The sequence below is a fragment of the Pseudomonas sp. efr-133-TYG-5 genome, assembly GCF_030209175.1.
Lineage (GTDB): Bacteria > Pseudomonadota > Gammaproteobacteria > Pseudomonadales > Pseudomonadaceae > Aquipseudomonas.
Genome location: NZ_JARVSM010000002.1, coordinates 281,565 through 297,573, shown reverse-complemented (window position 1 = coordinate 297,573; position 16,009 = coordinate 281,565). Strand labels below are relative to the sequence as shown.

Annotated in this window: 15 protein-coding genes; 4 read left to right on the top strand and 11 right to left on the bottom strand. The window is 60.8% G+C overall.

What is annotated here, in order from left to right:
* Positions 1–67: 67 nt before the first annotated feature.
* From QRN70_RS13565 to QRN70_RS13535, 7 genes are all read right to left on the bottom strand, one after another.
* A complete protein-coding gene (locus QRN70_RS13565; protein WP_285418545.1) occupies positions 68–1,225 on the bottom strand; it encodes a glutathionylspermidine synthase family protein in 1,158 nt (385 codons plus the stop codon).
* 2 nt (positions 1,226–1,227) lie between these two features.
* Entirely contained in the window at positions 1,228–1,902 is a 675-nt protein-coding gene (locus QRN70_RS13560) for a DUF1190 domain-containing protein (RefSeq protein ID WP_285418544.1), read from the bottom strand.
* Between the two features lie 17 nt (positions 1,903–1,919).
* Entirely contained in the window at positions 1,920–2,345 is a 426-nt protein-coding gene (locus QRN70_RS13555; RefSeq protein WP_285418543.1) for a DUF350 domain-containing protein, read from the bottom strand.
* A gap of 14 nt (positions 2,346–2,359) precedes the next feature.
* On the bottom strand, positions 2,360–2,998 hold the full coding sequence (locus QRN70_RS13550; protein WP_285418542.1) for a DUF2491 family protein: 639 nt from the start codon (positions 2,996–2,998) through the stop codon (positions 2,360–2,362).
* Between the two features lie 213 nt (positions 2,999–3,211).
* Positions 3,212–3,910: a PspA/IM30 family protein gene (locus QRN70_RS13545; protein WP_285418541.1), complete on the bottom strand. Its 699-nt coding sequence runs from the start codon at positions 3,908–3,910 to the stop codon at positions 3,212–3,214.
* A 17-nt stretch (positions 3,911–3,927) separates the two neighbouring features.
* Complete coding sequence (locus tag QRN70_RS13540; RefSeq protein WP_285418540.1) at positions 3,928–4,596, bottom strand: YjfI family protein; 669 nt, start codon at positions 4,594–4,596, stop codon at positions 3,928–3,930.
* Positions 4,597–4,747: 151 nt separating this feature from the next.
* Positions 4,748–5,302, bottom strand: a complete 555-nt coding sequence (locus QRN70_RS13535; RefSeq protein ID WP_285418539.1) for a cysteine hydrolase family protein — start codon at positions 5,300–5,302, stop codon at positions 4,748–4,750.
* Positions 5,303–5,402: 100 nt separating this feature from the next.
* On the opposite strand from QRN70_RS13535, the gene QRN70_RS13530 reads away from it, so the two are divergent.
* The 4 genes from QRN70_RS13530 to QRN70_RS13515 all read left to right on the top strand — a co-directional run bounded on the left by QRN70_RS13530 (position 5,403) and on the right by QRN70_RS13515 (position 11,990).
* On the top strand, positions 5,403–6,401 hold the full coding sequence (locus QRN70_RS13530; RefSeq protein ID WP_285418538.1) for a GlxA family transcriptional regulator: 999 nt from the start codon (positions 5,403–5,405) through the stop codon (positions 6,399–6,401).
* A gap of 72 nt (positions 6,402–6,473) precedes the next feature.
* The gene (locus QRN70_RS13525) at positions 6,474–9,857 is read left to right on the top strand and encodes an AAA family ATPase (protein WP_285418537.1); all 3,384 of its coding nucleotides are present in this window, start codon (positions 6,474–6,476) and stop codon (positions 9,855–9,857) included.
* A 275-nt stretch (positions 9,858–10,132) separates the two neighbouring features.
* The gene (locus QRN70_RS13520) at positions 10,133–11,242 is read left to right on the top strand and encodes a DUF3182 family protein (protein WP_285418524.1); all 1,110 of its coding nucleotides are present in this window, start codon (positions 10,133–10,135) and stop codon (positions 11,240–11,242) included.
* Complete coding sequence (locus QRN70_RS13515; RefSeq protein ID WP_285418522.1) at positions 11,232–11,990, top strand: alpha/beta hydrolase family protein; 759 nt, start codon at positions 11,232–11,234, stop codon at positions 11,988–11,990. Before QRN70_RS13520 ends, QRN70_RS13515 begins: the two co-directional genes overlap by 11 nt.
* Here QRN70_RS13515 and QRN70_RS13510 read toward each other — a convergent pair whose 3' ends face one another.
* From QRN70_RS13510 to QRN70_RS13495, 4 genes are read right to left on the bottom strand one after another with little or no spacing between them, the layout of a single operon-like run.
* Positions 11,991–12,980: a lysylphosphatidylglycerol synthase domain-containing protein gene (locus QRN70_RS13510; protein WP_285418520.1), complete on the bottom strand. Its 990-nt coding sequence runs from the start codon at positions 12,978–12,980 to the stop codon at positions 11,991–11,993.
* Positions 12,977–14,263, bottom strand: coding sequence for a cardiolipin synthase ClsB (gene clsB, locus QRN70_RS13505; RefSeq protein WP_285418518.1), 1,287 nt, complete (start codon positions 14,261–14,263; stop codon positions 12,977–12,979). The genes QRN70_RS13510 and clsB overlap by 4 nt, the downstream gene beginning before the upstream one ends.
* Positions 14,260–15,057 (bottom strand): endonuclease/exonuclease/phosphatase family protein, encoded by a 798-nt coding sequence (locus QRN70_RS13500; protein ID WP_285418516.1) that lies wholly within the window; start codon positions 15,055–15,057, stop codon positions 14,260–14,262. The genes clsB and QRN70_RS13500 overlap by 4 nt, the downstream gene beginning before the upstream one ends.
* Positions 15,054–15,980 carry a DUF72 domain-containing protein gene (locus QRN70_RS13495; RefSeq protein WP_285418514.1) on the bottom strand — a complete coding sequence of 309 codons (927 nt, stop codon included), beginning with the start codon at positions 15,978–15,980 and terminating at the stop codon, positions 15,054–15,056. Before QRN70_RS13495 ends, QRN70_RS13500 begins: the two co-directional genes overlap by 4 nt.
* Positions 15,981–16,009: the final 29 nt, after the last annotated feature.

Below are 16,009 nucleotides of genomic sequence, written 5' to 3'. Positions count from 1 at the left end.
CCGCCAAGAAAAACCCGTAGCGCGGCAACGCTACGGGTTTTTTCATGGACGCAATGCGTGCGGGTAATCAGTCCAGAATCAGGTGCGGCAGGAAGCGACTGGAGTCCTTGGTGATCAGGCTGTTGTCCTCGCGCACGCCGATACCGGCGGCCTGATCGCCGATCACCCAGGAGCCGATCAGCGTGTAGCTGTCATCGAATTTCGGCAGCGGGGCGAACGCCTGCAGGATGAACGGCGCGTCGGTGTAGGGGCCGTCCTCTTTCAGTGTCAGGCCTTCGCGGGTCTGCAGCTCGATGTTGGCGCCCTCGCGGGAGAAGTACGGCTTGCGTACCCAGCCCTTGGGCACGCTGCGCGAAGGATCGGGATCCAGGTGCGCCGCGAGCAGGTTCGGATGGCCCTCGTGCATCTCCCAGAGCAGCGGCAGCACGCCTTTGTTGGACAGAATGGCTTTCCATGCCGGCTCGAAGAACTGCGTGTCGCACTGGGCAATCGCCGCGCCGAACGGTTCGTGAAAGATGAACTCCCAGGCGTGCAGCTTGAACAGGTGCGGGATCCAGCGATCCTCGAGGTCGACGAAACGGCCGTCGGCGCTCAGGCCGATATCCTCGATATCGATGTGCCGCGATTCAATGCCGACCTTTTCCGCAATCAGGCGCAGATAGTCGGTGGTGCCCTTGTCTTCGACCGAGCCTTTCATCGAGGCGAAATAGAACGGGCGCTCGAGCTGCAACTGGGCGAAGGCCTGGTGCAGGCGGGTGTCGATGCTGTTGAACTGGTCGGCATGGGCCGGCAGCGTACCGCGCTCGATGCACTGTTCCAGCCAGCCCCACTGGAACGCCGCCGCTTCGTAGAGGCTGGTCGGCGTGTCGTAGTTGAGCTCCAGCAGCTTCGCCGGACCGTTGCCGTCGTAGGAAAAGTCCATGCGCCCGTACAGATGCGGATGACCTTCCAGCCAGGAAGTACGGATCAGGTCGTAGTACGCCGGGGGAATGCTCAGACGATCGAGCAACGCTTCGCTGTGCACCACGCGGTCGACCAGGTCCATGCACATCTCGTGCAGCTCGGTGGTCGGGTCCTCGAGATCGTTTTCGATCTGCGCCAGCGTGAACTGATAGTAGGCGCGCTCGTCCCAGTACGGCTCGTCGTCGATGGTGTGGAACATGAAGCCGAGGCGTTCGGCGGTCTGCTTCCAGTCGGGGCGCTCGGCGCAGTGGATCTTCTTCATGGTCAGCTGCTCGAACTGCCCCAGCCGCCCCAACCGCTGCGTGCGCTGGACTGGCTGCCGAAGCCGCCACGGGAGGTCGAGGACGCGACGTCAACCGATTGGCTGCGGCTGGTCGGCGCCGATTCGATGCGCCGGTTGAGCGTCGAAGTGTCGTAGCTCTGGCGGCTGTTGCGCTCACGATAGACCGCGTTCGAGTCGTAGTCGGAGCGGCTGTTGTTGCTCATGGAATTGCCGATCAGCCAGCCGCTGAGCCAGCCGTTGCCGGAGCCGCCGGACGAGTGCACAGTGCTCGGCGCCGAGTGAGAGGTTTGCGTGGCCGCGGCGTCGCCGGCGGGCAGTTGGGCATTGGCCAGCGCATTGAGGTCCTGCTGCTCGCCGTTCGGCGGCACCTTGAACCCGCCGAGTTTCGGCACGAAACGGCCGGCGGAATTTTTCTGACACCAGTCGACGGCGAAATCCGCATCACAGGCGGCTTTGTCATCGTAGGCCGGGGCGATGCGCCGGTGCTCGGTCAACGCGGCGACATAGGCATTGGTGCAGGCTTCGGCCGCCACGTCGGCATCCACGCACTGTTCCACGCTCTGGAAACGTTGTTGCTCCAGCGCGCTGGCTTCGCCGGAAATCGCCAGGGCCACGGAGGCGGCCAGGGACAGTTGAACGTACTTGCTTCGTTTCATCACAGGCTTCCTGCCGGTCAGTGGGACGGTGTCATGCACGCAGCATTGAGCATGCCGACGCTGATCGCCACGGCCGCCACGTAAATGCCGGAAGCGATTTCGCCGTTGGCGATACGCTCGGACGTGCCCTTGAGCACCAGGCTGGTGGCGAGGAATGCCAGCAGTTGCACGACGGCGGCGATGACTGCCCAGAGGACGAAGTCGAGGACGTTGATCGAGTAGGCGATCACGTTACTCGCCGGAATCGCGAAACCGATGATCGCGCCGGCCAGGGCGATGGCGGCGGCGCTGTTGCCGGAGCGGATCAGCTCGAATTCCTTGTGCGGGGTGAGGCGGGTGTAGACGAACTGAAACAGCATGAACAGCAGCACGGCGCCGATCAGATAGACGATGAAGCCGACCAATGCGGTTTTGTTGAGGGAAACGGACAGCACTTCCAGCATGACTAACTTCCTTTTTAAACAGTGCTCAGATCGGTGGTGTACAGGGAAATGCCCAGCGAAGTGCTGAGGCTGACGGTGCCTTCCTCGTCCTGTTCGACGGAGAACAGCAGCAGTTCGCGGCGGTCGGTCAGACCGGTGTCGCGGGCGTAGAGCATCGAGTGGTGCTCGATGGTGTAGGACTCGTCGGGGTTGACCACCTGTTCGGTCAGCGGCACGAGTTCGGTCTGGCCCTGTTCGGTGCCCCATTCGCGGCTGAAGGCCACGCCGTCATGGCGGTACTGCGGCAGGCCGATCTGGCTGTCGGGGCCGGCCAGGCGCTGCAGTTCGGCATCGCTGTTGACGGTCACATAACTGAGGTAGTTGAACAGGATCACCGACTCGACCTGGTCGGCCCCGGTGACGTGGATCTGCACCCAGAAATCTTCGTTGTCCAGGTAGTAGCGGTACAGTTTGTTCGACTGGCCGAGGTCGATCCAGCCGGCGCTCCAGATGGCCTGGGCGTCGGGGACCCGTACCGAAGTGCTGCCATCGAGCAACAGGCCCAGGGTCGAATCGAACCTCAGCGCCTTGCCCTGGGCCAGGCCGAGCGGGCCGGCGGCGGCCTCGGGCGTCGGCGCGACGGTGGTTCCCAGCAGATCTTTAAACCATCCCATGGTTACGTTCCTTGAGGCGGGTGGAGGTGTGCGGCGGCAAAAAAAACGCGGCTAGTGTACCGGGCCGCGGGGTGAACGAGCAGAAGGATTTGCAGCGCGCAAAGCATGAGGGAGCGAGCCTGCCGGCGATAGCGGCCGGCCAGTCAACGTTACGGTTGAATGTGGCGGCCGCATCGCGAGCGGATTCGCTCCCACGGATGGCTGCGTATTGGCTTACTGAGCGGACTTCTGCTTCAGACGCTCGAGGATCGCGTTCGCGCTGCCTTCGTTCGGCGTGATGCCGGCTTCGCGCAGCTTGCGCTCCAGGTCATTGCCGCTGGAGGCTTCGGCCAGTTGGTCCTGGGCGTTCAGCTCGGCCGCACGTTGCTGCTGCTTGGCCTGCAGGCGATTGAGGGTACCGACCGCGGTTTCCAGTTTGCCGTTGGCGCCGCCGCTGGCAATGGACGCGCTGACCTGGGCCTTCTGCACGCTTTCACGGGCCTTGGCCATGTCCACCTGCTGGCGCAGGCTCTTGATCCGCGCTTCGGCCTTGTTGATGTCCTTGCGCATGTTGTCGGCGTAGGCGCCGAATTCGTCGCTCTGCTTTTTCTCGACATCGAGGTCGTTGGTCAGGGTCGAGATCGCCTCGGCCACTTCCAGCGCGAGGTCTTCACGACCGGCGTTGAGTGCCGAGACTGCCTTGGCTTCGAGATCCTTGATCTTCGCGTCGTACTCGCTGACCCGGTCGGCGGACAGCTTGTGCTTGGCCATGATGGTGACCAGTTCGCGGCGGGCGTTGGACAGCGCGCTGTCGGCCTCACGGATTTCCTGGTCGAGAATGCGCAGGGCCTGCTGGTCGGCGATCGCTTCGCCGACTTCGTTGGCGCCGCCGCGCAGTGCGGTGAACAACTTGCTCCAGATGGACTGAGTCATTGGATATTCCCTGTTGATTACTTGAAGAAGTGTTCGAAGGCTTCGCTGGCGCGCTGCACGTTGTCGACCAGGGTTTTCACCTCGGTGACGACGTTGGTCAGGCTCGAGTCGGCGCTCAGTGCACCGAACATGTTGTAGACGGTCTGGCCGTTGGGCATCGACTCGATGCCGATCGACGACAGCGGGAACATCTCCCGGCTGCGCAGCACGGCGTCGTTGAAGGCGCTCACGTCGCTGATCGAATCGGCGTCGACCAGCACGGTGTCGACGATGATCTGCTGGCCGGCGATGGCGATGTGAATCGGCAGGCCGCCGAATTCGTTCATTTCCAGCTTGAGGCTGGGTTCGGCGCTCTGGATCAGGGACAGCGTGATCTCTTGCGAAGCCACCTCGTCCAGCGCCTTGAATGCGTTGTAGAGACTATCGATGTTCCAGTTGTTGCCTGCGCTCATGTAATTCTCCGACATGAATGAGCCAGCCAGAATCGGTTGGCGTAGCTGTTGCTCCATTTGCTTGAGCAAGCTTCGGTTTTCGGGAAGCACCCAAGTTTCGTGTTTCACATAACCGGCGGCTGCCAGGCCCGCGCGCATCTGCTTCATGTAGAAGCTCGACGGTTTTTTCGCGGACGGTGTCGAGCGCACTCCCTTCGGGTCGTCTGCTTTTGTTGCGGGGGAGCGGCTTTTCATGGCGATGACTCCGTTATGAACATCTCACGCGTGAGCCACACTACAACCAATCCAAAACGCCATCAATGACTCACGCGTGAGATTTTCATGACACCTGAAAAAACGCCCGCAACGAGGCGGGCGCAGGTTTTCACCGGGGGGCGAGCAGTGTTCAGCGGCTGGCGGCGAGGAACTCGTCGGTGGCAACCACGCTGGCGTAGGCAAACCCCAGCGCCGACATGAACGCCGCATGCACGTGGGCGGCGGGCACGGTCAGGCCGTTGAATTCCAGGTCACGGCTGGCGCAGGCATCGTGGATCACCGTGACGCTGTAGCCCAGGTCTGCCGCCGCCCGGGTGATGCCGTCGACGCACATGTGGCTCATGCTGCCGACCACCACCAGTTCCCTGATGCCCTGTTCGTCGAGGATCGATTGCAGCTCGGTTTCGCGGAACGAATTGACGAAGTGCTTGAGCACCACCGGCTCGTTGGCGCGGTTGAGCACTTTCGGATGCAGCTGCGCCCCTTCGGAGCCCGGGGTGAAAAACGGTGCGTCGGGCGAGGTGAATTCGTGGCGGATGTGCACCACCGAATCACCGGCCTCGCGGAATGCCGCGATCAGCCGGGCGGCGTTGTCGGCCGCGGCGTCGGCACCGGCCAGCGGCCACTTGCCTTGGGGGAAGTAGTCGTTCTGGATATCGACTACGATGAGCGCTTGCTTGGCCATGGGTGTGTCCTCGAAGTGTGGTTGGGTGTGGATTGAGTATTGGCGCTGGCCACGTTTTCGAGGATTGGCCGCACCGACAATACACAGGGGAAAACTGACAATGGACGCGAAACCGGCGGTCGTCGAACTGGGTGTGCTGATCTATTCCGGCGCGCAGATGGCGGCGGTGCATGGGTTGACCGACCTGTTCGCGGTGGCCGACCGGGTCGCTGCCGAGCACCAGAGTGCGCTGTTGCCGCGCTTGCGGGTCAGCCATTGGCAAGCTGAGGGCGATCAGCCGCCGGTGCGGGTGCATGCCAGTGATCCGGGTACCGAAGCCGGTCTGGTGGCGGTGGTGATTCCGCCGTCCATCGGCGGTTTTTCGGCAGCCCAGGCGCCCGCCGGGCTGATTCACTGGTTGCGCGCGCAACACGCCCGCGGTGCCACCCTCGGCGGGGTGTGCGTCGGTTCGCTGCTGCTGGCCGAAAGCGGTCTGCTCGACGGTCGCAGTGCCACGACGCACTGGACCTCGGCCAAAGCCTTCGCCGAGCGCTACCCGCAGATCAGGCTCAAGGCCGACACGCCGATTGTCGATGATGGCGATCTGATCACCACGGCCGGTTTGATGGCCTGGGCGGAACTGGGCTTGCGCCTGGTCGATCGCCTGCTCGGGCCCAGCATTGCCAGCGCGACCGCGCGCTTCCTGGTGGTCGAGCACAGCGACAGTGCGAGTGCCTGCGGGAGTAATTTTGCGCCGATCCTCAGCCATGGCGACGCGGCGATTCTCAAGGTCCAGCACTGGTTGCAAAGCACCGGGGCGACCGATGTTTCGCTCGGGGCGATGGCCGAACGGGCGGGGCTGGAGGAGCGCACCCTGCTGCGGCGTTTCCGCGCCGCGACCGGTTTGAAGCCGACCGAATACTGCCAGCATCTGCGGGTCGGCAAGGCGCGCGAATTGCTCGAGTTCACCAATGGCACCATCGATCACATTGCCTGGACGGTCGGCTATCAGGACCCGGGGGCGTTTCGTGCCACCTTCAGGAAAATCACCGGCCTGACGCCGAGCGATTACCGCGCGCGATTTGGTAGCATGTCGCCAGCAAAAAGCCTGTCGCGATAAGGTGTCAGTCTAGTGTTGATCAACACGTGAAATCCCCTTCGCTTCGTCATTTCAATGTCAACAAGGATGTGCATGAACGATCACGACGACAATTCCAACGCCCGGGGCTCAGCAGGGGGCGCCGCGAGCACTCTAGGTGCCCGTTATGCCGGCTCTGTCGGCGCCTTTTGCGTGGCCCAAATGCTGATGGGGCAGGGAGCATCACTTCAATGGAAGCTGAGTGACCGGCACAGCATTGAGTCAGTGGCGTGTGAAAGTTCGACGATTGTGGATGACCTGGTGTTGCGTCTTTTGCCCGAAGGTACTGTGTACATTCAGATCAAACATGGTTTGAAGCTCAACGCAGAGTTCAACAAGGCGTTGGCTCAGTTGATTCTTCAGTTCTGGGCACCTGGCTTTTCCTGCATCAATGACCGACTTGTCATTGCAACTGATTCATCGGCTTCCGGCACAGTACGTATTGACGTCAGGAATGTGCTGATGATTTGTCATGACTTGTCCCACCATGCGTCGTTAAGCATCGCAGCCAACAGTCAGTCAACGAAAGGGGCGTTTGAAAGACTGAAGGAACGTTTCGAAGCAGAATCCAAACGCCTGAATAAAACGCCAAAGGAAATCACGCAAGGTTTTCGTGAGTTCCTGGGATGCACTCATCTGAGCGTCTTCGACACTATCGAGGGACGAGATGAACATCAATCGATAGAAAGACTCCGTCAAGTCGTTAAGCCCGAACAGGCTCTGCAAGCGTGGGAGCTGTTTAATATAACTTGTCTCGACGCTGCGACTCTCAGGAAGTCACTTGATCGTACCGCATTCTGGAACATTCTCAGACGACACGAGATAGAGGTGTCTCATCGTCGTTTATCGGTGGGAGGCCTGCAGGTACAACTTGAAGATGTATTAAGAGGCATGACCGAGCAGCGAGTTGATCAATTGATGGCGCTAGGGCAGTTCGTGCCCGATTTCTACGTAATGCGTTCGGATCTGGATTTGCACTTGGAGAAGTTCTTTGCTTCGTCGAAAAGTCTGATGGTGATCAGTGGTGGTTCGGGACAGGGTAAAACGTGCTGGTGCGCGCAGCTCGGAAAATCGCCGCCAGATCGACCGATACTTTTGATTGCAGCAGAAAATCTCGAAATCAGCGATGCCAGCCTCGGTGCTAGTCTGGTTCGACTTGTCGAACGTTATATCCGGGAGCATGGTGGATATCCGCTACCAGCAGTCGAGCTGTCCCAGTGGCTGCATCAAACGAAGCTTCTGGTCATCATTGACGGTCTGGATCGGACGCCGTCGTTCAGCCGGCACCTGAGTCAATGGATGAATGCAACCCTTGCACAACTGACGCAATCGAGCCTGCAACTAATACTGACCGGACGCCCTGAAACCATTGGGCGTCTTAGGGCCTCGCTGGAGCTTTCTCCACAGGTCTATTGTCCGCAAGAACGCGTCTGGCAAGTTCAGGTCAGTGACTTCACCAAAGAGGAAGCTCGTACGGCCGCCAATCGTTTGGGAGATGCCAGGCTGGCGCGTTATCGCCACCCCAGCATGATGTCATTCTGTGCGCAACTTGAGGAACACGGAGACTTTGCGCTGGAAGAGGCGCAAATCGTCGATCTATTCATCGAGCGTCGCATCAGCCAGGTGATCAATGAATACGACATTCTTGACGAACACCTGGCGTTGTTCATCGAGCGATTGTCGCGAATGTTGGCGAAGTCTGAACAAGGGGTGTTGATCCGAAATGAAGTGCTTGAGATGTCCGGTTTCGACAAGCCGGCTTATGAAGCACTGAGGCGAGTCAATTTTATTGTCGAGTCGCAAGGCGTTCTGCGTGTGGAACCGGACAAAATCTCTGAACGTTTGCATGGACGATTTCTGGATGCGCCCAAAGTTATCGCCGAACTAGAGCAGATAAGAGTCTATCCGCTGAAAGTGGGGGCACTGCGTTTCGCACTGGTTGATTTGGCGAAGCAGGACGAAGACCTGGCGCTTGATCTACTGCGAAGACTGGTTGAGAGCCATCAAAACTCCCCGATAGACATTACCTTGAGTCTGTCGTGCTCAATTGCTCAGGCATTGCCTGACTGGCGTTTGCTGGAACCTCTGGTAGCGGCCATGGGCCAAAGTTATCGTGGCACGAATCTCGGTTTGTTATTCGAGTCGGGCCGATCGTTGCTTGAATTGATGATATCTAGACGCTGGTCGGCCGAGCAGCGAGTGCGGTTGCTTTGGACACTTGCTACAAGAGAGTGGGATTGTGACTGGCGCAATAAACATTGGGAGAAGTACAAGCGCGTCAGTGGATTTGACGTGTCGCCATGGCGCGTACAGATGCTGATCGCTTTGCAGGAGGCGCAGGTAGGATCCTGGCGTTTCCTGATAGAGAGGTTCGACTCCAAAGAGGCATTGCAAGGTTCCAACGAGGCCGATCTGGGTATCCTCGCTCAAGGTTTATTCTTCCTCAGCGCCGAAGCGCAAATGTGGCCGGCCTTGCAAGCACTGGCGATGGCGTCGAGCAAGAGCTCGGTCCGAATGCTGGAGTTGTTAGCCAGAGATTATAGTGAGCAAGTGGCCTCGTTGATGGGCGATGTCCTGAACTCAAGCCTTTTCAGCTTGACAGACAAGATTGCTCTGGCCAACGGCCTACAGGAAAACAATCCTACACCTTTGATTCTGCAGTCCATAAGGGCCTTGTCAGTGGATGCTCATGATCCTGAACTTCGGGTTATTTGTCTGCGAATACTGGGCCGTGGCGGAGACACGGCATTAGTGCTGGAGTTGATCAACTTACCGAACTTGACTGCGGTTGATGTGGCTGTCTGCATGAGCTATTCGGGCCAGCAATTTCAAACGTTTGCAAGTCGAGTCTTTGAACGCGTTATGCAGCAGGAGATCGATGCTCGAGCATTGAGTGGTTTTGAGGCGAGACAGGGAACAAGGACTGATGCTCCTGCTCGTTTTTTTGCATTGCAGCCGCTGCTAATAAAGATTTTTGAGCGAATGCCTGAGGCAACGCTTTATGTATGTTCATTGATTGAAGGTTATGTTCGCTTCGCGGTTTACGATCCTCAAAAGTGGCCAGGCCTGTTTGAACTGGCCGAAAAGGTAATGGCTTCAGAAGATGAGCGCGCCCGTAGATATATGGTGTATGCCTGCACTGGAACCGACCGTAAAGCCGTGACCACCGAGGGTCTGTATCTGCGTACTCAGATTGTTCAAGTCATTATCGAGCGTGAGCTGGATGTAGATAACATTGAACTTTTGCTGGCAAAGCTTCTTTCAGTTCATGTAGATAATCCAGATGTTCCGTCGTGGTTAGCTCAAATGATGCGAAAGCACCCGGGGCTGCTCTTCCAAAAAATTTTCGAGCGGGCCGAGTTGTGGGGCGCGGACGTTCCCAAAGCCGTTCAAGTCCTCGATTGTGCGCGAGCTATTGCAGATTGCGAAGACGCTTGAATCAAGCAGATGCTCACCCGCCGGTGGGGGAGTTGTACACCTGTGCGAGCTAACTCTATAGGGTTGTATCCGATGACGGCGATGCAATCATTTCAGTGGTGACCATCGTGCAAAATGCCGGACGAATATAGCCATTCATGCAGATTGAGGCAGGCTGGTTGCCGCAGGGTGTCAGGCAAGCGTCTGATTGGGTACAAATTCACAAAGATCTTCCGGTTGGCCCGATCTCTGCACCGCTTTTCCCTAAAGGTATCAAGTTGCTGCACGGAGGATGCATGACCTCGACATCCCGTAGGAAAGTGGTCGTCGCCCATTCGCTCCGCCCCGGCGCGCCACAGCATGAGGTGCAGACCAACAAAGCGCTGGCGCGCTGGCTGGCGCAGATTCTCGGGCTCAAGTTCGCCGGCAGTTACGACGCGCAGAAGCATCGCGGTCGTGATCTCTACCTGTTGCCGACCCAGACCCTGGTCGGCGCAGCCGTCGCCCGTGAACTCGGCGTGCAAGGCCCGGACGACCTCTGGGGCGGTTACGTCGAGCACGATTTCATCTGCACCAAAGCCATCAGCCACGGCTTGCGCAGTCACCTGGCGCAGGCACCGGTGGGCTGGTCGCCGCTGTTTTCCGAACGCGTGCGCAACGTCGTCCTCGACGGGTTCAGCGTGTTTGCCCTGGAGGATGCGCGTCCCGCCGCCGAGCATCTTTTGTACAGCGGGCCGATCCGAATCAAGCCGATCCATGCCTGTGCCGGACGTGGTCAGGAAGTGATCAAGAGCCTTGATGCGTTCGACGAAATCCTCGCTCGACCCGACGCCGGCAAGCTGTTCAGCGATGGTGTGGTGCTGGAGCAGGACTTGAGTCAGGTGATCACCCACAGCGTCGGTCAGTCATTCATCGGCGACAAGGTGCTGAGTTACTGCGGTGATCAATACTTGACCAAGGACGCCCATGGCGAAGAGGTCTACGGTGGCTCGAACCTGCTGGTGGTGCCGGGCGACTACGACACGCTGCTGGCGCTGGAGCTGCCCGACGCGGTACGCCTGGCCATCGAGCAGGCGCAGATTTTCGACCGCGCCGCCAATGAGGCCTATCCACGCTTCTTCGCCTCGCGGCGCAATTACGACATCGCCCAGGGGCTCGACAGCCAGGGCAAGTCGCGCAGCGGCGTGCTCGAGCAATCCTGGCGTATGGGTGGCGCCAGCAGCGCCGAAGTGGCGGCGCTGCAGAGTTTCGTCAACGATCCCTCGATGCGCGCGATTCGCGTGTCGTCGGTGGAAACCTACATCGATCAGGCCTTGCCGGCGGATGCCATCGAGGTGTACCGCGGCCCGGCCGAGAACAGCGACTTCCTCCTCAAATACGTGACGGTCAAATCCTATGACGGCTAGAAGCGAAAGCATTCAGATCGACATTGACGACGAGCAGATGAGCGGGACGTTTCTCAGTCCGAAATCGAAAGTCCCCGGCGTGCTGTTCGTGCACGGCTGGGGCGGCAGCCAGGAACGTGACCTGGAACGGGCCAAGGGCATCGCCGGGTTGGGTTGCGTATGCCTGACCTTCGACCTGCGCGGCCACACCGGCGGCACCGGCATTCCCCTGACCCGCGTGACCCGCGAAGACAACCTGCGTGACTTGCTCGCCGCGTACGACCGCCTGCTGGCGCACCCGGCGCTCGACACGTCGGCGATCGCCGTGGTCGGCACCAGTTACGGCGGCTATCTGGCCTCGATCCTCACCTCGCTACGGCCGGTGCGCTGGCTGGCCCTGCGGGTGCCGGCGCTGTACCGCGACGAGCAATGGCACACGCCCAAGCGCGATCTGGACAAGGCCGATCTGCGCGATTACCGCGCCACCCTGGTGCGCGCCGACAGCAACCGCGCGTTGCACGCCTGCTCGCAATTCACCGGCGATGTGCTGCTGGTGGAATCGGAAACCGATGCCTTCGTGCCCCACGCGACCATCATGAGCTACCGCGCGGCGTGTCAGCAGACGCATTCGCTGACCCACCGCATCATCGACGGCGCCGACCATGCCCTCAGTGATCCCGTCTCACAGCAGGCCTACACCTCGATCCTCGTCGACTGGATCACCGAGATGGTGGTGGGCGAGCGGTTGAGCATCATCCAGTCGCGCTGATCAGGACGTGGGTTTTTTCTCGATGCGCAACGCCTTGGCCTTGGCTTCCACCACCAGGTACATCAGCAGCGTGATCAGCAGCGGCAGGAGAAAGTAGATCGCCCGGTACGCCAGCAGTCCTGCCACCAGGCTGCCGCGGGATGCCTCGTGCTGCAGCAGCGCAACAAACACCGCTTCGAGTACGCCGAGCCCGGCGGGAATGTGCGTAATGACTCCGGCAATCGCACTGATCAGCAGCACGCCAAGCACCAGCGGATAGTCGAGTTTGCTCGGCAGCAGGGTGAAGATCACTGCCGCCATCAACGACCAGTTCAGTGCCCCCAGCAGCAATTGCAACACCGCCATGCGCAGCGACGGCAGGTTGATTTCCACCCCGCGAATCGACCACTCGCGGCGTCGGGAGAACTGGCACGCAGCGAGATAGCCGGCGCTCAGCAGCAACAGCAGGACCCCGACCCCTTGTAGCGCATCGCTGCTGAGTTTCCAGCCCGGCGGCATGCGCACCAGGCCGCTGCTGAACACCACACCGGCGATGGTCATGTAGCCGAACCAATTGGTTGCCAGGCTCAGCCCGAGGATCTTGGCGATGTTGCTTTTGCTCACCCCGAGGCGCGAGTACAGGCGGTAACGCATGGCAATGCCGCCGACCCAGGCGCTGAGGTTGAGGTTGAAGGCGTAGCTGATCACGCCCACCGGGAGGATCTGCTTCCAGGTCAGGTCCTGGCGGATGTAGGTGCGGCCGATCAGGTCGAAACTGGCGTACACCAGGAAGCTCAGCAGCGTCAGGGCGGAGGCAATGATCAGCGTGCGCACCTTGAAGTCGGCGAGGGTCTGCAGCACCTCGGCCCACTCGATGCGCTGGGCGAACATCGTCAGCAGGGCGATCAGGGCGAGGAAGAACAGCACGGTCAGCGGGCGCTTCCAGCGGCTCCAGCGGGATTTGCCTGGGGTGGCCGCCTGCGTCGCGACCGGGGCTTCGGAATGGCTCATGAGGCATCGCTCCCGGTGGTGCGCAACACCGGTTTCAGCCGTGGCTTGTGCGCCGGCAGCCAACCGGCCATGGCCGGGAAGTGGCGCAGGAAGTGGAACACCAGGAAGCCCACGGTCATGTGCCAGATACGGCCCTTGGGCGCCTTGTCCGGGTCCATCGCCTTGCAATGGTTGAGGCTCAGATCCTCCAGGCGATCGAACAGCTTGCGGTTGAACGTGCGGTCGCGGATCAGCACGTTGGCTTCGAGGTTGAGCGACAGGCTCAGCGGATCGAGATTGCTCGAGCCGACGGTGCTCCAGTCCTCGTCCACCAGGGCCACTTTGCCGTGCAGCGGGCGCTCGCAGTATTCATGGATCTGCACGCCGGCCTTGAGCAGGTAATCGTAGGTCATGCGCGCTGCGAGTTTGGCTACCAGCATGTCCGGCTGGCCCTGCAGGATCAGGCGCACATCGACGCCACGCCGAGCGGCGTTGCGCATCTCGCGCAACAAGCGGTAACCGGGCAAAAAGTAGGCGTTGGCGATCACCACCCGCCGTTGCGCGCTGCGCAGTACGCTGAGATAGACCTCTTCGATGTCCGTGTGATGGCGGTCGTTGTCGCGAAACACCAGGCGCACCTGACCGTCATGATCGCTGAGGCTCATCTGTTCGCGGCGTTGCCGGCGGCGTTGCCACCAGAACCGCGCCCGGCCCGGGCGACCGCTCTGCAGCAGGGCAAAGTGATGGATGTCGGCCACCGCCGGGCCCTCGATTTCCACCGCATAATCCTGTTTGGCCTCGGGGCCGAAATCGCCGAGGTGATCGCCGGAAAAGTTGATCCCGCCGATAAAGGCGAGCGTGCCGTCGACCACGACGATCTTGCGGTGCAGACGGCGGAACCAGTTGGTGCGAATGCCCAGGTGTTTCGGCGCCGGATCGAACATCTGCAGATGCACACCGGCGTCGCTCAGCGCGGTGAGGTAAGCGGTGCTCAACTCACCGCAGCCGAAGCCGTCGAGGCTGACCGTGGTGCGCACACCGCGCCGGGCGGCGTTGATCAGGATCTGCTGCAACTCGGCGCCGACCTTGTCTTCGAACACGATGAAGGTTTCCAGGAGGATTTCACTCTTGGCCGCGCGCATCGCCGCGAACACCCGGGGGAAATATTCCTCGCCGTTTTCCAGCAGTTCGACGCGATTGTTGCCTTGCCAGCCGTACTCGACATCGACCGCGCCGGGCTCACGGACCGGCGGGTTGATGGCGATCGGTTCAACGGCGGTTTTTTCCAGGGGGGCGCTGCTCATAGTTCGATCTCCACCGATAACGGTGCATGGTCGGAAAGGTGAGACCAGGGCCGATTGGCCAGCACTTTGGGCTGGGTGGCCTTGAGGTTGCGGACGTAGATGCGGTCGAGGCGCAGCGTCGGCAGACGGGCGGGAAAGCTGCGTGCCGGTTTGCCCTGGTGGACGGCGAAGACTTCGTGCAGCCCGCTGGGTTCGAGCAGGGCATCGGCGCGCTGGCGCCAGTCGTTGAAGTCGCCCGCGACGATCACCGGCGCGTCGGCGGGCAGTTCCCGCAGGCGCGCCGCCAGCAGTTGCAATTGAGCGTTGCGGTGACTCTCGCGCAGGCCCAGGTGCACGCAGATCGCATGCAGTTCGCGGTCATCGCCCGGCAGGCGCAACACGCAATGCAGCAGGCCGCGGTTTTCATGGCCGCTGATCGATACGTCGAGGTTGTCGTGGCGCACGATCTGGAATTTCGACAGCAGGGCATTGCCGTGGTCGCCGTCGGGGTACACCGCGTTACGCCCGTACGCGAATTGCGGCCACAGGCTGTCGGCGAGGAATTCGTACTGCGGCATGGTCGGCCAGTTGTTGTAGCGTTTGGGGTGGTGTTCGTGGGTGCCGTGGACTTCCTGCAGAAACACCACGTCGGCGGACACGCTGCGTACGGCCTCGCGCAGTTCCGGCAGGATGAAACGCCGGTTCAGTGCGGTGAAGCCCTTGTGGGTATTGATGGTCAGCACGGTAAAACGGTTCACCGTACTGACGACTTCGGTCTGTTCGTCGGTGACACCGATGGGCTCGCGGATGCTCATGACAGCACTCCTTCGTTGGCCGGCTCGCCGGGGGCGGTGGCGAGGTCTTTATCGAGGTCGAAGCGATGCAACAGGCTGCGCGCGTCGTAGGGCGCGCGGACTTTGATGTCGTTGTCGAAGTAGCAGAACACTTCGCGAGACTTGCGCGCCCGTGGTTTCAGGCGGGGCGCGATCAGGTGCGCGTCACCCGGTTGCCGGCCGTGGTGCCAGGCGTCGATGCGTTCGGCCCAGCGCTTGAGCGCGGGAGCCGTGTAGCCGCTGGCGTAGAGCGCTTCGGCACCGTGCAGGCGCAGGTAGACGAAGTCACTGGTGAGGTCTTCGCGATACGGCCATTTGCCGGCGGTGTCGGCGATCACCAGCGCCGTGTTGTAGCGCTTGAGCAGGCGCACGAAGTCGGGATCGATAAAGCTCTCGTTGCGGATTTCCACGGCGTGGCGCAGGTTTTTTTTGCCGTAGGCCTTGAGGCTGGCGTGACCGTGCAGGTGCGCATCGTGCTGGCGGGCGAGGGCGGCGGCTGCTGCGGTGTTGTGGGGCAGAAGGGCGAGAAAGTGTTCGAACCGTTCGCGGTCGAAGGTGAAATTGGGCGGGAATTGCCACAGGATCGGGCCGAGTTTTTCCTTCAGCTCCAGCAGCCCCGAGGCAAAGAAATTCGCCAGCGGTGTCTCGATGTCGCGCAGACGGCGCACGTGCGTGATAAAGCGCGGCGCCTTGACGCTGAACACGAACCCCTGCGGGGTTTCGGCGTACCACTGGGCGTAGCGTTCCGGCCGTTGCAGGGCATAGAACGAGCCGTTGATTTCGATGCTGTTGACCGCCCGCGAGGCGAACTGCAATTCGCGTTTCTGCGCCAGTCCTTTCGGGTAGAAATCGCCGCGCCACGGGGCGTAGCGCCAGCCTGAAATACCGATGTGAATCGCCGCCATGCCGTCCTCCGATGATTGTCCTCGTCTTG